This window comes from Pseudomonas paraeruginosa PA7 (assembly GCF_000017205.1).
Classification (GTDB): domain Bacteria; phylum Pseudomonadota; class Gammaproteobacteria; order Pseudomonadales; family Pseudomonadaceae; genus Pseudomonas; species Pseudomonas paraeruginosa.
This window is the reverse complement of record NC_009656.1, coordinates 3213037-3229439: the sequence shown is the minus strand read 5'-3', so window position 1 is coordinate 3229439 and position 16403 is coordinate 3213037. Positions and strand designations below refer to the sequence as shown.

At 69.5% G+C, this 16403-nt stretch carries 15 protein-coding genes; 13 read left to right on the top strand and 2 right to left on the bottom strand.

Annotation, left to right across the window (positions count from 1 at the left end; translation table 11 throughout):
• Positions 1-102: 102 nt before the first annotated feature.
• The 6 genes from PSPA7_RS14820 (at position 103) to PSPA7_RS14795 (ending at position 5472) form a co-directional block, all read left to right on the top strand.
• Entirely contained in the window at positions 103-2361 is a 2259-nt protein-coding gene (locus PSPA7_RS14820; protein WP_012075870.1) for a membrane-bound PQQ-dependent dehydrogenase, glucose/quinate/shikimate family, read from the top strand.
• Positions 2362-2459: 98 nt separating this feature from the next.
• Positions 2460-3014 carry a ClpP family protease gene (locus PSPA7_RS14815; protein WP_012075869.1) on the top strand — a complete coding sequence of 185 codons (555 nt, stop codon included), beginning with the start codon at positions 2460-2462 and terminating at the stop codon, positions 3012-3014.
• A 204-nt stretch (positions 3015-3218) separates the two neighbouring features.
• On the top strand, positions 3219-3563 hold the full coding sequence (locus PSPA7_RS14810; RefSeq protein ID WP_012075868.1) for a con-10 family general stress protein: 345 nt from the start codon (positions 3219-3221) through the stop codon (positions 3561-3563).
• Between the two features lie 78 nt (positions 3564-3641).
• A complete protein-coding gene (locus PSPA7_RS14805; RefSeq protein WP_012075867.1) occupies positions 3642-3977 on the top strand; it encodes a hypothetical protein in 336 nt (111 codons plus the stop codon).
• A 96-nt stretch (positions 3978-4073) separates the two neighbouring features.
• Positions 4074-4487 (top strand): CBS domain-containing protein, encoded by a 414-nt coding sequence (locus PSPA7_RS14800; protein WP_012075866.1) that lies wholly within the window; start codon positions 4074-4076, stop codon positions 4485-4487.
• A 7-nt stretch (positions 4488-4494) separates the two neighbouring features.
• Complete coding sequence (locus tag PSPA7_RS14795; protein WP_012075865.1) at positions 4495-5472, top strand: SDR family oxidoreductase; 978 nt, start codon at positions 4495-4497, stop codon at positions 5470-5472.
• On the opposite strand, the gene PSPA7_RS14790 is transcribed toward PSPA7_RS14795, so the two are convergent.
• Both PSPA7_RS14790 and PSPA7_RS14785 read right to left on the bottom strand, forming a co-directional pair.
• Positions 5461-7068 carry an alpha-amylase family protein gene (locus PSPA7_RS14790; RefSeq protein WP_012075864.1) on the bottom strand — a complete coding sequence of 536 codons (1608 nt, stop codon included), beginning with the start codon at positions 7066-7068 and terminating at the stop codon, positions 5461-5463. The two genes, PSPA7_RS14795 and PSPA7_RS14790, sit on opposite strands and share 12 nt — an antisense overlap.
• Positions 7058-8605: an alpha-amylase family glycosyl hydrolase gene (locus PSPA7_RS14785; protein ID WP_012075863.1), complete on the bottom strand. Its 1548-nt coding sequence runs from the start codon at positions 8603-8605 to the stop codon at positions 7058-7060. Before PSPA7_RS14785 ends, PSPA7_RS14790 begins: the two co-directional genes overlap by 11 nt.
• A 204-nt stretch (positions 8606-8809) precedes the next feature.
• Between PSPA7_RS14785 and hcnA the strand changes: the two genes are divergently transcribed.
• From hcnA to PSPA7_RS14750, 7 genes are all read left to right on the top strand, one after another.
• Positions 8810-9124 carry a cyanide-forming glycine dehydrogenase subunit HcnA gene (gene hcnA / locus PSPA7_RS14780; protein WP_012075862.1) on the top strand — a complete coding sequence of 105 codons (315 nt, stop codon included), beginning with the start codon at positions 8810-8812 and terminating at the stop codon, positions 9122-9124.
• Positions 9121-10515: a cyanide-forming glycine dehydrogenase subunit HcnB gene (hcnB, locus tag PSPA7_RS14775; RefSeq protein WP_012075861.1), complete on the top strand. Its 1395-nt coding sequence runs from the start codon at positions 9121-9123 to the stop codon at positions 10513-10515. The genes hcnA and hcnB overlap by 4 nt, the downstream gene beginning before the upstream one ends.
• A 2-nt stretch (positions 10516-10517) precedes the next feature.
• A complete protein-coding gene (gene hcnC, locus PSPA7_RS14770; RefSeq protein ID WP_012075860.1) occupies positions 10518-11771 on the top strand; it encodes a cyanide-forming glycine dehydrogenase subunit HcnC in 1254 nt (417 codons plus the stop codon).
• A gap of 174 nt (positions 11772-11945) precedes the next feature.
• Positions 11946-12530 carry a TetR family transcriptional repressor CurR gene (gene curR, locus PSPA7_RS14765; protein WP_012075859.1) on the top strand — a complete coding sequence of 195 codons (585 nt, stop codon included), beginning with the start codon at positions 11946-11948 and terminating at the stop codon, positions 12528-12530.
• Positions 12531-12656: 126 nt separating this feature from the next.
• On the top strand, positions 12657-13694 hold the full coding sequence (gene curA / locus PSPA7_RS14760) for an NADPH-dependent curcumin/dihydrocurcumin reductase (RefSeq protein ID WP_012075858.1): 1038 nt from the start codon (positions 12657-12659) through the stop codon (positions 13692-13694).
• 130 nt (positions 13695-13824) lie between these two features.
• Positions 13825-14700: an NAD(P)-dependent oxidoreductase gene (locus PSPA7_RS14755; RefSeq protein WP_012075857.1), complete on the top strand. Its 876-nt coding sequence runs from the start codon at positions 13825-13827 to the stop codon at positions 14698-14700.
• A gap of 85 nt (positions 14701-14785) precedes the next feature.
• A complete protein-coding gene (locus PSPA7_RS14750) occupies positions 14786-16387 on the top strand; it encodes an EAL domain-containing protein (protein ID WP_012075856.1) in 1602 nt (533 codons plus the stop codon).
• Positions 16388-16403 lie beyond the last annotated feature (16 nt).

Here is a 16403-nt window from a genome sequence, read left to right as displayed (position 1 = left end):
CTGGAGTTCATTCGCCGGGACGGGCGGGCACCGTCGGTCCCGCGCATTCAACGACGCGGCAGGCACGCGGTCGGATGACGGGACCGGACCGGAGGCTTTCCCATGCGCACCCACCGCCTGCTCGCCGTCCCGCTCCTGCTCGCCGCGCTCTGGCTGCTCGGCGGCGGCGCCTGGTTGTGGCTGCTCGACGGTTCCGCCTACTACCTGTGCGCCGGCGGCGCACTGCTGGTCTGCGCCATCGCCCTCTGGCATGGCCGGGCGCGGGCCCTGGCCGCCTACGCGACGCTGCTGCTGGGCAGTTGCCTGTGGGCCTGGTGGGAAGTCGGCCTGCGCTGGTGGGAGCTGGTGCCGCGCCTGGCCCTGTGGTTCCTGCTCGGCGGCCTGCTCTGCCTGCCGGCGTTGCGTCGCCGACTGCGTGGTCGGCACGCGTCGCGCGACGCCGCGCTGCTGGCCTGCGCCCTGGGCCTGGTCGCGCTGCTGGCGAGCCTGGCGCTGCTGCGGCCATCCGTGGAGTTGCCGGCGGTCAGCCATGGCGCGGCCGGGCCAGGCGCCACGGGTGCGGCGGATGGCGAGTGGCGCTTCTACGCGGGCGACGCCGGCGGGCAGCGTTACTCGCCGCTGCGTCAGATCGATCGCGGCAACGTGCGGCGCCTGCGACTGGCCTGGCACTACCGCAGTGGCGACCTGCCAGGTCCGGACGACCCGCTGGAGACCACCGCGGAAAACACCCCGCTGATGGTCGGCGGGCGTCTCTACCTGTGCACGCCGCATAGCCAGGTGATCGCCCTGGAGGCGGAGAGCGGCCGCGAGCTCTGGCGCTTCGATCCGCAGTTGCGCGGCCGTCGCGCCGACGGCTTCCGCAGTTGGCCGCACATGACCTGCCGCGGGCTCGCCTACCATCACGGCCCGGCCTCCAGCGGCAGTTGTCCGCGCCGCCTGCTGCTGCCCACCGCGGACGCCCGTCTGATCGCCCTCGATGCCGACAGTGGCAAGCCCTGCCGGGGCTTCGGCAAGGACGGCACGGTGGACCTGGCGCGCGGCCTGCCGGACTTCCAGGCCGGCGAATACTACTCCACCTCTCCGCCGGCGCTGGCCGGCGGCCTGGTACTGGTCGGCGGCCATGTCACCCATCGGATCGCCAGTGGCGTGCTGCGCGCCTATGACGTGGAGGACGGCCACCTGGTATGGAACTGGTACGGCGACGACCGCGTCGACGGCCGTCCGCTGGCCGCCGGCGAGCAGTATCCGCGCGGCGCGCCGAACGTCTGGTCGACGATCAGCGTCGACCGGCGCCTTGGCCTGGCCTACCTGCCCGTCGGCAATGCCAAGCCGGACTTCTGGGGCGGCCGGCGCAGCGCCGCGGCGGAGCGTTACAGTTCCTCGGTGGTGGCTTTGGAGATCGCCAGCGGGCGGCCGCGCTGGGTATTCCAGGCGACCCGCCACGATATCTGGGACCGTGACCTCGCCGCCCAGCCGACGCTCTTCGAACTGCGCCGGGGGCGGCAGCGGATCCCGGCGCTGCTGGCGGCCACCAAGCAGGGCAGCCTGTTCGTCCTCGACCGGCGCAATGGCAAGCCGCTCTGGCCGGTACGCGAGGTGCCGGCACCGGCGGGCGCCGCCGAAGGCGACCACACGGCAGCGAGCCAGCCGGTCTCCAGCCTGGACTTCTCCCCGCCGCCGCTGCGCGAGCGGGACATGTGGGGGGTCACCCCCCTGGACCAGTTGCTCTGCCGGCTGGCCTATCGCCGGCTGCGCTATGAGGGTCCGTATACGCCACCCGGCGAGTCCGGCAGCCTGATCTATCCGGGCAGCGCCGGGGTGTTCAACTGGGGCGGGGTAGCGCTGGACCCGCACCGGCGCATCGCCTTCCTCAACCCGAGCTACATGGCCTTCCGCGTGCGCCTGGTCGCCGGCGCGCCGGGCGAACCGCGCTATCGCGCCGACGGCGTGCCGTTCCGCTCGCCGCTCGGCCTGCCGTGCCAGGCCCCGCCCTGGGGCGAGGTGATGGCCCTGGAGCTGGACAGCGGTCGCCTGCTCTGGCGCCGCCCCAGCGGCACGGTACGCGACGCCACGCCGCTGCCGCTGCCATTCGCCCTTGGGGTCCCCAGCCTCGGCGGAGGCCTGGTCACCGCCGGAGGGCTGGCATTCCACGCCGGCACCCTGGATCGCTACCTGCGCGCCTACGACCTGGACACCGGCGAGGAACTCTGGCGCGCGCGCCTTCCGGCAGGCGGCCAGGCCAGCCCGATGAGCTACCGCGGGCGCGATGGACGCCAGTACCTGGTGATCGTCGCCGGCGGCCACGGCTCGCTGGGCACCCGCGCCGGGGACCATGTGCTGGCCTTCGTCCTGGCGCCCTGAGTGCCATTCGTCGCGGCGATGGCTCATGGCGCGCGAGCGACAATCCTCCGTAGGGAAAACCATCGTCGAGGAACCGATACGAAAGAAGAGAGGCGAGCATGTCCAAGCAGCACATCATCCATTTTACCGGACCGATCAATTCGTCCACCTGCGGCAACCTGATCAATACCTGCGCGAAAGCCCTGCAACAGGAAGCCGAGGAATTGCGGATCAACATCGCCACCATGGGCGGGGAGTGCAGCTACGGCTTCACCCTGTACAACTTCCTGCGCGCGCTGCCGGTCCCGGTCCATACCCACAACCTGGGTACCGTCGAATCGATGGGCAACATCCTGTTCCTCGCCGGCGAGCGCCGCAGCGCCTGCGCCCACAGCAAGTTCCTGTTCCACCCGTTCCACTGGACCCTGCATGGCGCGGTGGACCACGCGCGGATGGCGGAATACGCGATGAGCTTGGACTACGACCTGCAGCTGTACGCGCAGATCGTCGCCGAGCACACCCGCGACGCCCCCGAGCGCCTGGACATCCCGCGCTACCTGATGGCCTACCCGCGGATCCTCGGTCCCGACGACGCGCTGGCCTGCGGGCTGATCCAGAGCGTCGACGACTCGCCGATACCCGCTTCCGCCTGTCACTGGAGCGTGCACTCCTGAACCCGCGCAGGCCTTGCCGGGTCACGCGCGGCGGCCTTCGGCCAGCATATTCCGGCAAGCGGAAGGCCTTGAATCGGCTAATGAATTTTTCGTCCCAGGACATCCGCAAAAGAGTTTGAACGTTCCCTGGCGGAAGCCTTCGGAGTAAGTGCACGCGGCGAAAAGCGCCGCATCCCTTCCAACCCTCGAGAGGAGGAAACGAGCATGACCGACAAACGACAAGGCATGAGCACCAGCGAAGCCGGGCAGAAAGGCGGCGAAGCCACCTCCAGGAGCCACGGCAAGGAGTTCTACCAGGAGATCGGCCACAAGGGTGGCCAGGCCAGCGGCGGCAACTTCGCCAACGACCCGCAGCGCGCCGCCGAAGCCGGGCGCAAGGGTGGCCAGCAAAGCGGGGGCAATTTCGCCAATGACCGGGAAAGAGCCGCCGAGGCGGGCCGCAAGGGCGGCCAGCAGAGCGGCGGCAATTTCGCCAACGACCGGGAAAAAGCTTCCGAGGCAGGACGCAAGGGCGGCCAGAACAGCCACGGCGGCGGCCGTTCGTCCTGATCATGTAGAACCGCGCAAGCGTACGGCGCATCCCCACCGGGATGCGCCGTTTTTCCATCAGACGAAGAGGAACTCAGCATGTCCAGACCCACTTCCCGCCATCCGCTGCGCGCCTTCCTCCTGGTTGCCACGCTCTGCAGTGGCGCCGCCCTGGCCGGGCAACCGGCGACGCCGGACGGCAATCATCCCGGCCCCGGCGAGGGTACGAGCCATGGCCAGGGCGCCGGGCCCACCGCCCAGGATCCTCACGAAACCCATCGCGAGAACGGCAAGGTACGCACCGAGGATGGCCGCGCCGTGCGCAGCGACGACGGCGAGCGCAACAACCGCAGCGACCACCAGGATGCCTCGCCGGAGCATTCCGGCGAGGGCGGCCAGCGCGATCGCTCCAGCAACCCCGGTAGCCAGGAGTGACGCCGGGAAGAAACTTCGAACTCCCGCTGCCGCCGCCATTCACAAGCAGGGAGAGTCGCGCCGGGAAGCGGCGCGTCGAAAGGAGGAGACAGACCGATGAAAGTCCGCGAAATCATGAGTCGCGAAGTACGCACCGTCACCCCCCAGACCACCCTTGGCGAGGCGGCGCTGCTGATGCGCCAGGCCGACATCGGCGCCTTGCTGGTCAACGAGGGCGAGCGCCTGACCGGCGTGGTCACCGACCGCGACCTGGTGGTGCGCGGCCTCGCCGACGGCCTGGCGGCCGACCGCCCCGTGCGCGAAGTGATGAGCGCGGAACTGCGCTACTGCTTCGAGGACGAGGAGGTGGACCATGTGGCGAAGAACATGGCGCAACTCGAAAAGCGTCGCCTGCCGGTGATGGATCGCAACAAGCGCCTGGTGGGGATCGTCTCGCTGGCCAACATCGCCACCTGCAACACCGACAAGCTCAGCGCCAATCTCTTGCGCGGCGTGGCACGCGCGCACTGAGGCAGCCATGGCGGAACGACGGCTGGTGGCGATCTGCGGCGGCAGCGCCGGGGTCGGGCGGGCTACCGCGCATGTCTTCGCCCGCGCCGGCTACGCGGTGGCGATACTGGCCCGCGGCGAACGCGGCCTGGCCGAGACCGAGGCGGAGCTGCGCGGCTACGGCGTGCCGCTGACGACGCTGAGCGTCGACGTGGCCGATGCCGATGCGTTGCGCGCGACGAGCGAGCGCCTGGAGCATGAACTGGGCACCCCGGACGTCTGGGTCAACGCAGCGATGGTCACGCTGTTCTCGCCAGTGCGCCAGCTCACTGCGGAGGAGATCCGCCGTGTCACCGAGGTCACCTACCTGGGCACGGTGCATGGCACCCTGGTCGCGCTGGAGCGCATGCGCCCGCGCGACCGCGGGGTGATCATCCAGGTCGGCTCGGCGCTGGCCTACCGGGCCATCCCTCTGCAGGCCGCCTATTGCGCGGCGAAGTTCGCCGTGCGCGGCTTCACCGACGCGCTGCGCTGCGAACTGCTGGAGGAGGGCAGCGGGATCCGCCTGTGCATGGTGCAATTGCCGGCGCTCGACACCCCGCAGTTCGACTGGGCGCGTAACCGACTGCCGCGAAAACCGCAGCCGGTACCGCCGATCCACCATCCCAACCTGGCGGCCCATGCGATCTACGCGGCGGTCGACAAGACGCCACGGGAACTCTGGCTGGGCGCGTCGACCCTCCAGGCGATCCTTGCCAACGGCGTGGCGCCGGGCCTGCTCGACCGCCTGCTGGCGCGGCGCGCCTACGTCGGCCAGATGAGCGAACAGGCCGAGCCGGGAGGGCGTCCGGACAACCTGTTCCTGCCCCTGGAGGAAGGCCACGCCACTTGCGGCCGTTTCGCCAGCCGCTCGCGCTGCTCGGCGCTGTTGCTCAGCGCCGCGACGGTGTCCTGGGGATTGCTCGGCGCGGCCCTGCTGCTGGCCGCGCTGCTGCTATGGCTGTGAGCCGTCGCGACGGAACCAGCGGTAGCCGTAGCCGGCCAGCGAGACCCGGTTGCCGTGCGGAGGCGGGTAGTCGTCATCGGCGAGGATTTCCCGGTAGGCGCCGAGATCCAGCTCGCCTATGCACGCGCGTAGCGGCCGCTCGGACAGGTTGACCAGCATCAGGCTGCCGGGCGCCTGGCCGCGATCATGGCGCATGGCGAACAGCGCCGGCTGGTCGGTCGGTACCAGGCTGGCCTGGCCCAGGCCCGTCTCCGGCAGTTCCGCGCGCGCCCGGGCCAGGCGCCGTACCCGGTTGAGCAGGGAGTCCGGCGCCGCATCCTGGGCGGCGACGTTGACCCGCGTGCAGGCGAACGGCCCGTCCTCGATCGGCGCCACCGCCAGGCGTTCGGCGGGCGCGTCGGAAAACCCCGCGTGGGGCTGGTCGCTCCATTGCATGGGCGTGCGCACCGCCAGGCGTTCCGGGCGCCGCAGGTCGTCCCCCATGCCGATTTCCTCGCCGTAGCGCAGGATCGGCGTGCCCGGCAGGGACAGCAGCAGGGCGTAGGCCATCGCCTGGCGGCGGACGTCGCCGCCGAGCATCGGCGCCAGGCGCCGGCGGATGCCGCGGCCATAGAGGCGCATGTTCTGCTCGGGGGCGAAGGCGCGCATGACCTCCTCGCGCTCGGCCTCGCTCAGGCGCTCCAGGTCCAGCTCGTCATGATTGCGCAGCCACAGGGCGTAGCCGCAGCCCGGCGGCGGCACCGGCTGGCGGACCAGCGCGCGGCGCAGCGGTTCGGCGCTCTGCCGGGCGAGAGCGAGGAACAGGTGGTTGTTGATCCAGAAGTCCAGTACCAGCCCCAGTCGCCTGCCGTCGCCGAAGTAATGGCGGTAACGGTCGGGCTCGACGTCCACCTCGCCCATCAGCAGCGCCTCCGGCGCATGCCGGGCGAGCCGTTCGAGCAGCCAGGCGCCACGTCGCTCGTCGCCGCCGCCGGCCTGTTCGACCAGGTGCGAGGCGGCATCCAGGCGGAAACCGGCGACGCCCAGTTCCAGCCAGTGGCTCATGACCCGCTCGACTTCCTCGATGACCCGCAGGTTCTTCAGGTTCAGGTCCGGCTCGTGGCTGTAGAAAAGATGGCGGTAGTACTGCCCGGCCTGGGCGTCCCAGTTCCAGATGCCGTCCTCCACGGAGGGAAAGATCGGCCGGTTGCCGTCGTCCAGCGGCCGGTCCGACCACAGGTAGTAGTCGCGACAGGGCGCCTCGCGGTCATGCCGGGCGGCGACGAACCAGGGGTGCTGATCCGAGGTGTGCTGCACCACCAGTTCGAGAATCACCCGCATGCCGCGCGCGGCGGCCTCGCTCACCAGCCGCCGGAGATCCTCCTCGCTGCCGAAGCGCGGCTCCAGCGCCAGGTGGTCGCTGACATCGTAGCCGGCGTCGCGGAACGGCGAGCGGTACAGCGGCATCAGCCACAACGCACCGACGCCCAGTTCGCGCAGATAGTCGAGGCGCTCGACGATACCGGCCAGGTCGCCGCAACCGTCGGCGTCGCTGTCGCGGAACAGCGATGGATCGATCTGGTAGATCAGGCAGTGGCGATACCATTCAGCGTCCATCGCCACGCTCCCCTGGCCGCAGCAGCAGCGCCTGGCCGCCGCGCAACTCGCCGGCGTAGGGCTGCCCGGCGGCGACGCCATCGCTGGCCACCTCGACCTGCCAGGCACCGGCCAGCGGGAAGCCGTGGGCGGCGTCGGCGAAGTTGACGCAGACCAGCCGCTGGTCATCGCCATGGCGCCGACGGTAGGCCAGCACCTCGGGGTGCGACGGCAGCTCCTCCCAGTCGCCCAGCTGCAACGCGGGGCTGCCGCGGCGGCAGGCGAGCAGCCGGCGATAGAGCGCCAGCACCGAGCCGGGATCGCGCTCCTGGACCTCCACCGCCAGGGTATCCGCCTCGGGCGGGAAGGGCAGCCAGGCGGGCTCGCCGGCCCAGCCGTGGGGTGCGGCGGCTCGCCACGGCAAGGGCGCGCGGCTGCCGTCGCGGCCACCGGGGTCGACGCCATGCGCCGCCTCGATCGGCGCGTCCTCCAGGCCCAGCTCCTCGCCCTGGTAGATGAACGGCGTGCCGCGCAGGGTCAACAGCAGCACCGCGGCGGCGCGCGCCCGCGCCAGGGAGCCGCCGTAGCGCGTGCGGTGGCGGCTGTTGTCATGGTTGGAGAGGACCCAGGTCGGCCAGGCCGCCGCCTGATTCAGCGTGGTTTCCACCTCGCGGATGCACAGGCGCAGGGTCACCGGGTCCCAGGGCGCGTCCAGCGGCGGGAAGTTGAAGGACATGTGCAACTCGTCGCTGGCACCGTAATAGGCGGCGACCCGCGCGGTCGAGCGGATGTTCACCTCGCCGACCAGCACGCGCTCGCCGGGATAGCTGTCGACCAGTCGGCGCAGCCCGCGCAGCACCTCGTGGCTGTAGGGCTGGTCGTTGATCCGCGCGATGCTCTCGCCGGCCGCGCAGCGCGGGTCGTCGGCGAACTCGGGATCCTTGCCGATGCAGTGCGCGACGTCGATGCGGAAGCCGTCGACACCGCGTTCCAGCCAGAACCTGAGAACCTCGTGCATCGCCTCTACTACCTGCGGGTTGCGCCAGTTCAGGTCCGGCTGCTGCGCCAGGAAGAAATGCAGGTAGTACTGCTGGCTGGCCTCGTCCCAGGTCCAGCTACTGCCGCCATCGATGGCGGCGCGCCAGTTGTTCGGCTGGTCGCGCCAGATGTACCAGTCGCGCCGCGGATCGTCGCGCCCGCGCCGGGCGGCGAGGAACCAGGGGTGCTGGTCGGAAGTGTGGTTGGGCACGAAGTCGAGCAACACCCGCAGGCCGCGCGCATGAGCTTCGGCGAGGAGGCGGTCGAGGTCGGCGAGGCTGCCGAACAGCGGATCGATGTCGCAGTGGTCGCAGATGTCGTAGCCGGCGTCGCGCATCGGCGAGCGGTACACCGGCGACAGCCACAGCGCGTCGACGCCGAGACGCTGCAGGTGGTCGAGGCGGGCGATCAGGCCGGGCAGGTCGCCGACGCCGTCGCCGTTGCTGTCGGCGAACGAGCGCGGATAGACCTGGTAGATCACCGCGCGCCTCCACCAGGGCGGCTGGAAGGATTGCAGCATGGGACCTCCTGGGCGGCTTCGACAGCCGCTTTCCTGCTTCGAGCCCGACGCCCGGCGCGGGGTTCGAATTTTCCGCGCGAGCGCCTGCGGCCCACCTACCAGAATTGGCAGGAGAAGGTGCCCACCTGTCGTGGATCAATGTCCACGCCCGGTCCGACTCCTAGTGTCGCCGGCTCCCAACTCTCTCTCACGGATGAAAGGGCAATGCACCTTCTTGAACGCCAACACGATATCCAGCCCCTCTCGCGGGCAGACATGACCATCCACCTCAATGGCCAGCCCGTCGCGGTGGCTGCCGGCGAGACCGTGCTCAACGTGCTCAACGCGGTCGGCCTGCGGCGCGTCGCGCGCAACGATCACGGCCAGGCCAGTGGCGCCTTCTGCGGCATGGGCGTGTGCCATTGCTGCCTGGTCGCCATCGACGGCCGGCCCAAGCGCCGCGCCTGCCAGACCGTGGTGCGGCCAGGCATGCGGGTGGAAACCGAGGTCAATCGCTTCGACCGGGAGGATCGTCCATGAGCCAGCGTCCGCTGATCGTCGGCGGTGGCGCGGCCGGCATGGCCGCGGCCATCGAACTGGCCCGCCACGGGGTCTCCTGCGTGCTCGTCGACGAGGCCTCGCGCCCGGGCGGGGTGGTCTATCGCGGACCGCTGCGCGCCGGCGTCGACCCGGCCTACCTCGGCGCGCGCTACACCAGGGCCCTGGAAAAGCTGCGGCGTGACTTCGCCGCCTGCGCCGGGCACATCGACCTGCGTCTGAACAGCCGCGTGGTCGGCGGCGACAGCCAGCGCCTGATGATCCTCGACGAGGCGGAGCGGCTGCACGAAATGACCTATTCGCACCTGCTCCTGGCCACCGGCTGCCACGAACGCAGCGTACCGTTCCCCGGCTGGACCCTGCCGGGGGTGATGCTGCTCGGCGGCCTGCAATTGCAAATCAAGAGCGGCGTGGTGAAGCCACTGGGCGATACCCTGATCGCCGGCAGCGGCCCGCTGCTGCCGCTGGTGGCCTGCCAGCTGCATGCGGCGGGGGTACGCGTCGCCGGGGTCTACGAGGCCTGCGCGTTCGGCCGCATGGCCAGGGAAAGCCTGGCGCTGCTGAACAAGCCGCAACTGTTCCTCGACGGCCTGAGCATGCTTGGCTATCTCAAGCTCAACGGCATCCCGCTGCATTACGGCTGGGGGGTGGTCGAGGCCGGCGGCGCTGGGGAACTGGCGGAAGTGACGGTGGCGCCCTACGACGAAGAATGGCGGCCCGACCTGGAAAACGCCCGGTCGGTGCAGGCATCGACCCTTGCCGTCGGCTACGGCTTCATCCCGCGCACCCAGCTCAGCCAGCAACTGGGCCTGGAGCACGGCTTCAGCGACGACGGCTACCTGCGCGCGGAGTGCAACGTCTGGCAGCAGAGCAGCCAGCCGCATATCCACCTGGCAGGCGACATGGCGGGCATACGCGGCGGCGAGGCGGCGATGATCGGCGGACGCATCGCCGCCTTGTCGATCCTGTTGCAGCGCGAGGCGATGTCCCCCGCCGAGGCCATCGAACGGCGCGATTCCCATCTGGCCCGGCTGGAGGCGATCAAGCGCTTCCGCGCCGGGGTCGAGCGCTACACCCGGCGTGGCGCCCGCCAGGTCGAACTGGCTCGGGCCGATACGGTGATCTGCCGTTGTGAACAGGTCACCCGTGGCGACGTCGAACGCGCGCTCGAGCAGGGCGTACAGGACATCGCCGGCCTGAAGATGCGCACCCGCGTCGGCATGGGCGACTGCCAGGGGCGCATGTGCATCGGCTATTGCAGCGATCGCCTGCGTAGCGCCACCGGGCGCGCCGACATCGGCTGGCTGCGCCCGCGGTTCCCGATCGACCCGATCCCGTTTTCCGCATTTCAGAACCTCGGTACGGAAGCCTGAACATGAACAGAACCTATGACATCGTGATCGCCGGCGGCGGCGTGATCGGCGCGTCCTGCGCCTACCAGCTGTCCAAGCGCGGCAACCTGCGCATCGCCGTGGTAGATGCCAAGCGCCCCGGCAACGCCACCCGCGCCTCGGCCGGCGGGCTATGGGCGATCGGCGAATCGGTGGGGCTGGGCTGCGGGGTGATCTTCTTCCGCATGATGTCCGCCCGCAACCGGCGCGAGGCCCAGGGCGCCGCGGTGGCGGTGGACGCGAGCACGCCGCACATCCTGCCGCCGGCATTCTTCGACTTCGCCTTGCAGTCCAACGCGTTGTATCCGGAATTGCACCGCGAGCTCATCGAACGCCACGGCATGGACTTCAAGTTCGAGCGCACCGGCCTGAAGTACGTCATCCAGGACGATGAGGACCGCCAGTACGCCGAGCACATCGTGGCGCAGATCCCGCACCTCGCCGATCAGGTGCGCTGGCTCGACCGCGACGACCTGCGCCGCGCCGAGCCGGCGGTCAGCCAGGCGGCCCACGGCGCGCTGGAGTTCCTCTGCGACCACCAGGTCAGCCCGTTCCGCCTGGCCGACGCCTACCTGGAGGGGGCACGGCAGAACGGCGTCGAGCTGCTGCTGGGAAGCAACGTCACCGGCGTGTTGCGCCAGGGCCGGCGGATCAGCGGGGTGCGCACGGACAACGCCGGCGTGCTGCACTGCCAGACCCTGATCAACGCCGCCGGCGCCTGGGCCGCCGAGCTCAGCGAAATGGCCAGCGGCCGGCGCATCCCGGTCAAGCCGGTGAAGGGCCAGATCGTCCTCACCGAGCGCATGCCGCGACTGCTCAACGGCTGCCTGACCACCAGCGACTGCTACATGGCGCAGAAGGACAACGGCGAGATCCTGATCGGCAGCACCACCGAGGACAAGGGCTTCGACGTCGGCAATACCTTCCCGGAAATCGCCGGCCTGGTGCAGGGCGCGGTGCGCTGCGTACCGCAGTTGCAAGAGGTCAACCTCAAGCGCACCTGGGCCGGGCTGCGCCCGGGCTCGCCGGACGAGCTGCCGATCCTCGGCCCGGTGGCGGAGGTGGAAGGCTACCTGAACGCCTGCGGGCACTTCCGCACCGGCATCCTCACCTCGGCGATCACCGGGGTGCTGCTCGACCGTCTGGTCCACGGGGAGCAACTGCCCCTGGACCTCACGCCATTCCTGGCGGCGCGCTTCCAGCCGGAGCGCTCCGCCGTGGCGGTGGCGGCCTGCTAGCTTCGTGGTGGCGACAGGCACCGGGCGGAGCGGGGCATGCCGCGCTCCACTCGGTCGCCGGGGCAGGGCGCTGGCGGGAAACGCGCCACGCTTGCCGGCGGACATGGCGGCGGTTGTATGCTCACCCGGAAAGCCCACTAGACGACTGGTCTAATTCAAGCTACCGTGCGCCCCATGAAAACCAGCTACGACGATACCCGCCAGCATCTGCTCGATACCGGATACCGGATCATGGCGGTCAAAGGCTTCTCCGGAGTCGGCCTCAACGAAATCCTGCAGACCGCGGGCGTGCCCAAGGGCTCGTTCTATCACTACTTCAAGTCCAAGGAGCAGTTCGGCCAGGCCCTGCTGGAAGACTACTTCCGCGCCTACCTGGCGGACATGGACCAGCGCTTCGCCGCTCCCGGGCTGAATGGCCGCGAGCGGCTGATGAGCTACTGGCAGAAGTGGCTGGACAACTCCCGCACTCCCTGCGACGAGCAGAGGTGCCTGGTGGTCAAGCTCAGCGCCGAGGTCGCGGATCTTTCCGAGAGCATGCGGATCACCCTGCGCGACGGTTCGGACGGGATCATCGAGCGACTCGCCGGGTGCATCGAACAGGGCCGCGCGGACGCTTCCCTCGCGCCCTGCGACGCCCGTCGCAAGGCCAGCGCCCTGTACCAGCTGTGGCTGGGGGCGAGCCTGCTGAGCAAGCTGCATCGTCATCCCGGTCCGCTGGAAAGCGCGATGGAAACCACCAGGAGCCAGTTGGAGCCCTGAGTTTCGCGAGACCAAGAAGACCCGCCCCGGAAGAGGCGGGTATTTTTTCCGCCCGCAGCTAGTCGACTGGTCTAGTTTCAACCTGCACGGCACCGGCCGTGCAGCGTCAGACAGAGGAGCCTGGAAATGTCCCAATCCACGCAGGTCAACCGCCGTATCGTCCTCGCGTCGCGCCCCCACGGCGCCCCGACCCGGGAAAACTTCCGCCTGGAGCAGGTCCCGGTGCCGCAACCCGGCGCCGGCCAGGTGCTGCTGCGCACCGTCTACCTGTCGCTCGACCCGTACATGCGCGGACGGATGAGCGACGCACCGTCCTATGCACCGCCGGTGGAGCTCGGCGCGGTGATGGTCGGCGGCACGGTGAGCCGGGTGCAGGCATCCAAGCATGCCGACTTCAAGGTCGGCGACTGGGTGCTTTCGGCCAACGGCTGGCAGGACTATGCGCTGTCCGACGGCAGCGGTCTGGCCCGGCTGGGCGAGGCCCCGGAACATCCGTCCCATGCCCTGGGCGTGCTCGGCATGCCCGGCTTCACCGCCTACATGGGCCTGCTCGACATCGGCCAGCCCCGGACCGGCGAAACCCTCGTGGTGGCCGCCGCCACCGGCCCGGTCGGCGCCACCGTCGGACAGATCGGCAAGCTCAAGGGCTGCACGGTGATCGGCGTCGCCGGCGGCGCGCAGAAATGCCGCCACGCGGTCGAGGTCCTGGGTTTCGATGCCTGCCTCGACCACCATGCCGCGGATTTCGCCGAGCGCCTGGCCGAAGCCTGCCCGCAAGGCATCGACATCTACTACGAGAACGTCGGCGGCAAGGTCTTCGACGCGGTATTCCCCCTGCTCAACGCCAAGGCGCGGATCCCGGTATGCGGCATCGTCGCCCACTACAACGACACCGACCTGCCGCCGGGGCCGGACCGCCTGCCGGCGCTGATGGGCACCATCCTGCGCAAGCGCATCAAGGTGCAGGGCTTCATCATCTTCGACGACTACGGTCATCGCTACGGCGAGTTCCAGCGCGACATGTCGCAATGGATCACCGAGGGCCGCATCCAGTATCGCGAGGAGCGGGTCGACGGTCTCGAGAACGCCCCCGAGGCGTTCTTCGGCCTGCTCCAGGGACGCAACTTCGGCAAGCTGGTGATCCGCGTCGGAGCCGACGCATGAGCCGGCCGACCCAGGCGCTCGGCGGCCTGCGGGGGGAAGCGCCGGGCGTTGCTCCTCGAGGAGCTGGACGAGGCGTCCCGCACCACCACCATTCCGGGTTGAGACCCACGACCAATAAGGAGTCACGCAAATGAAAGTCGGTTTTCTCGGGTTGGGCGGCATGGGCTCGGCGATGGCCACCCGCCTGGTACAGGCGGGGCTCGAGGTCACGGTCTGGAATCGTTCCGCGGCGGCCTGCGAGCCGCTGCTGGCGCTGGGCGCCGCCAGGGCGGGCGAGGCCGCCGAGCTGTTCGGCCTGGACGTGGTCATCAGCATGCTGGCGGACGACCAGGCGACCCGCGGGGTACTGCTCGACAGCGGCGTGCTCGAACGGGCGCGTCCCGGTCTCATCCATCTGAGCATGTCGACGCTGTCGATCGACTGCGTCGAGGCGCTCGCCGCAGAGCACCGGCGCCTGGGGCTGGCGTTCGTCGCCGCGCCGGTGTTCGGGCGCACCGACGTGGCCGCCGCCGGCAGGCTGAACATCGTCGTCGGTGGCCCGGAGGAGGCCATCGAGCATGTCAAGCCGCTGCTGGAGATTATGGGACAGAAGACATGGTTTTTCGGAAAAGATCCACTCAGCGCAATGGCGGTGAAGATCTCTGGTAACTTCATGATCGCCAGCGCCATCGAAAGCATGGGCGAGAGCGTCGCCCTGGTGAAACGCCTGGGCGTCGACCCCGGACGCTTCATGGAACTCATGTCCTCGACGCTGTTCGATGCGCCTGTCTACCGCAACTACGGTCCGCAGATCGTCGAGCAGCGCTTCACTCCCGCCGGCTTCCGCCTGGTCCTCGGGCTGAAGGACGTCGACCTGGCGCTGTCCGCCGGCAAGAGCCGCAACGTACCGTTGCCGCTGGCCAGCCTGCTGCACGATGTGCTGCTGGAGGCCATCGCCCATGGCGACGGGGAATCGGACTGGACGGCGCTGGCGAAGGTAGCGTTGTCACGATCGGGACAAATCTGAGAAGGTTCTTCGCACGGCCCCCGGCCCGTGAAGCTGTTCGGCAATCTGACGTGCTTTCCATCAATTCTTTCATCGGGAAGAAGGTATGTCCGAGCGTGGGACGGCTGTCGAAGGCCGGATCGACTGGCAACGGATCCTGCTGATCCTGTTCACCACCACCCTGGTGGGCGGCGTCTGCGGGATCTTCGTGATCAACGAGCTGGATCGCCAGCACGACGGGGCGCACCTGGCGTCCTATACCGAAATGGCCCTGGAGCGGGCGCTGGAGATCTCCTCGGCGGCCGACCAGATGCTCGCCGAGATGAACGCCGGCAGCGCGCCGGCCTGCAGCGACCGCGACCTGGAGATGCTGCGCTCGATCGTGCTCGAGTCGCGTTTCATGAGCGACGTCGGCCGGATCAGCGGCAACCAGGTGATCTGTACCGGGGTGCGCGGCCGCTTGCGCGCGCCCTGGGGGCTGTCCGCACCCGACCGGGTCGACCGCGCCGGCACCCGCTTCTGGTCCGAGGGCATGCCGTTGCCGCTGCAGGTGCTGCCGACCGGCCTGGTCGCCCGCGGCAACGCCATCGTGTTCATCGCCCCGCATGCCTATTTCGACGTCGACCACCCGGACGCCGGCATCTCCGCCGCCGCCGTCTCGGCCAACGGCGACTACATCTACCACCGCTTCGCCGGTGAGCAGCGCCCGGCCCCGGAGATGCCCGGCAGGCCCGCTTGGCCGGAAGTCTCCGGCGCCCGCCAGGCAAGCCGCTGCGAGCCGGACCAGGACCTCTGCGTGGTCTCCCACCTGCGCGAGCGCGGCCTGCTGAACACCGAGCCGGACCGCGCCGCCATGGCCGCGGCGATGGGCGGCGGGCTGTTCTTCGGGGTCATGTTGCTGCTGAGCTACCTGTTCGGCTTCCTCAGCGACGAGAAGCTTCCCGCCAGGCTCCTGCGCGCGTTGAAGCGCGAGGCGCTGGAGGTGCACTACCAGCCGATCGTGCGCCTGGCGGACGGCCGCTGCATCGGCGTCGAAGCCCTGGCGCGCTGGACCGACAGCAGCCTGGGCCGGGTGTCTCCCGACATATTCATCGGCGCCCTGGAAGAAAGCGGCGACATCCAGTTGCTGACCCGCTTCGTCTTCCGCCGTGCCCTCAGGCAGCTGGGCCCGCTGCTGAGAAAGGAGCCGGGGTTCTATGTCAGCATCAACGTGACCGGCAAGGACATCGCCAATCCCGGATTCATCGACTTCGCCATCCGCCAGATGGCCCGCGAGCGCGTGCTGCCTGCACAGGTCGCCCTGGAGCTGACCGAACGCACCACCGAGGCCCAGGTCTGCCTGCTGGCGGGGATGAACCGCCTGCGCGAGCTGGGCCTGAAGATCTACGTGGACGACTTCGGCACCGGCCACTCGAATCTGGTCTACCTGGCCAACCTGCCGGTGGACGCGATCAAGATCGACAAGGTCTTCACCCAGTCGATCGGCGAAAGCGAAGCCGTCGAGCTGATCTTCGACAAGCTCTGCTCGATGGCCGAACAGTTGCAGATCGGCGTGGTGGTCGAAGGAATCGAAACCCAGGCCCAGGCGGACTACGTCTCGCGCCGCTCGCCCGAAGCCCTCGGCCAGGGCTGGCACTTCGGCAGGGCGTTGGCGCTTGAGGCCTTTCTCGCCTATTACCGGGATCCCCCCGCCCGCATGCGGCCATGAATCCGTGCGACGAGCG

Bases quoted from the DNA above. Each gene is read 5' to 3' on its own strand.
- PSPA7_RS14795 (WP_012075865.1), top strand. From the start codon at position 4,495: ATGGCGGAACGACGGCTGGTGGCGATCTGCGGCGGCAGCGCCGGGGTC.
- PSPA7_RS14820 (WP_012075870.1), top strand. From the start codon at position 103: ATGCGCACCCACCGCCTGCTCGCCGTCCCGCTCCTGCTCGCCGCGCTC.
- PSPA7_RS14815 (WP_012075869.1), top strand. From the start codon at position 2,460: ATGTCCAAGCAGCACATCATCCATTTTACCGGACCGATCAATTCGTCC.
- PSPA7_RS14755 (WP_012075857.1), top strand. From the start codon at position 13,825: ATGAAAGTCGGTTTTCTCGGGTTGGGCGGCATGGGCTCGGCGATGGCC.
- PSPA7_RS14810 (WP_012075868.1), top strand. From the start codon at position 3,219: ATGACCGACAAACGACAAGGCATGAGCACCAGCGAAGCCGGGCAGAAA.
- PSPA7_RS14800 (WP_012075866.1), top strand. From the start codon at position 4,074: ATGAAAGTCCGCGAAATCATGAGTCGCGAAGTACGCACCGTCACCCCC.
- curR (WP_012075859.1), top strand. From the start codon at position 11,946: ATGAAAACCAGCTACGACGATACCCGCCAGCATCTGCTCGATACCGGA.
- PSPA7_RS14805 (WP_012075867.1), top strand. From the start codon at position 3,642: ATGTCCAGACCCACTTCCCGCCATCCGCTGCGCGCCTTCCTCCTGGTT.
- hcnA (WP_012075862.1), top strand. From the start codon at position 8,810: ATGCACCTTCTTGAACGCCAACACGATATCCAGCCCCTCTCGCGGGCA.
- hcnB (WP_012075861.1), top strand. From the start codon at position 9,121: ATGAGCCAGCGTCCGCTGATCGTCGGCGGTGGCGCGGCCGGCATGGCC.
- PSPA7_RS14790 (WP_012075864.1), bottom strand. From the start codon at position 7,068: ATGGACGCTGAATGGTATCGCCACTGCCTGATCTACCAGATCGATCCA.
- PSPA7_RS14785 (WP_012075863.1), bottom strand. From the start codon at position 8,605: ATGCTGCAATCCTTCCAGCCGCCCTGGTGGAGGCGCGCGGTGATCTAC.
- PSPA7_RS14750 (WP_012075856.1), top strand. From the start codon at position 14,786: ATGTCCGAGCGTGGGACGGCTGTCGAAGGCCGGATCGACTGGCAACGG.
- hcnC (WP_012075860.1), top strand. From the start codon at position 10,518: ATGAACAGAACCTATGACATCGTGATCGCCGGCGGCGGCGTGATCGGC.
- curA (WP_012075858.1), top strand. From the start codon at position 12,657: ATGTCCCAATCCACGCAGGTCAACCGCCGTATCGTCCTCGCGTCGCGC.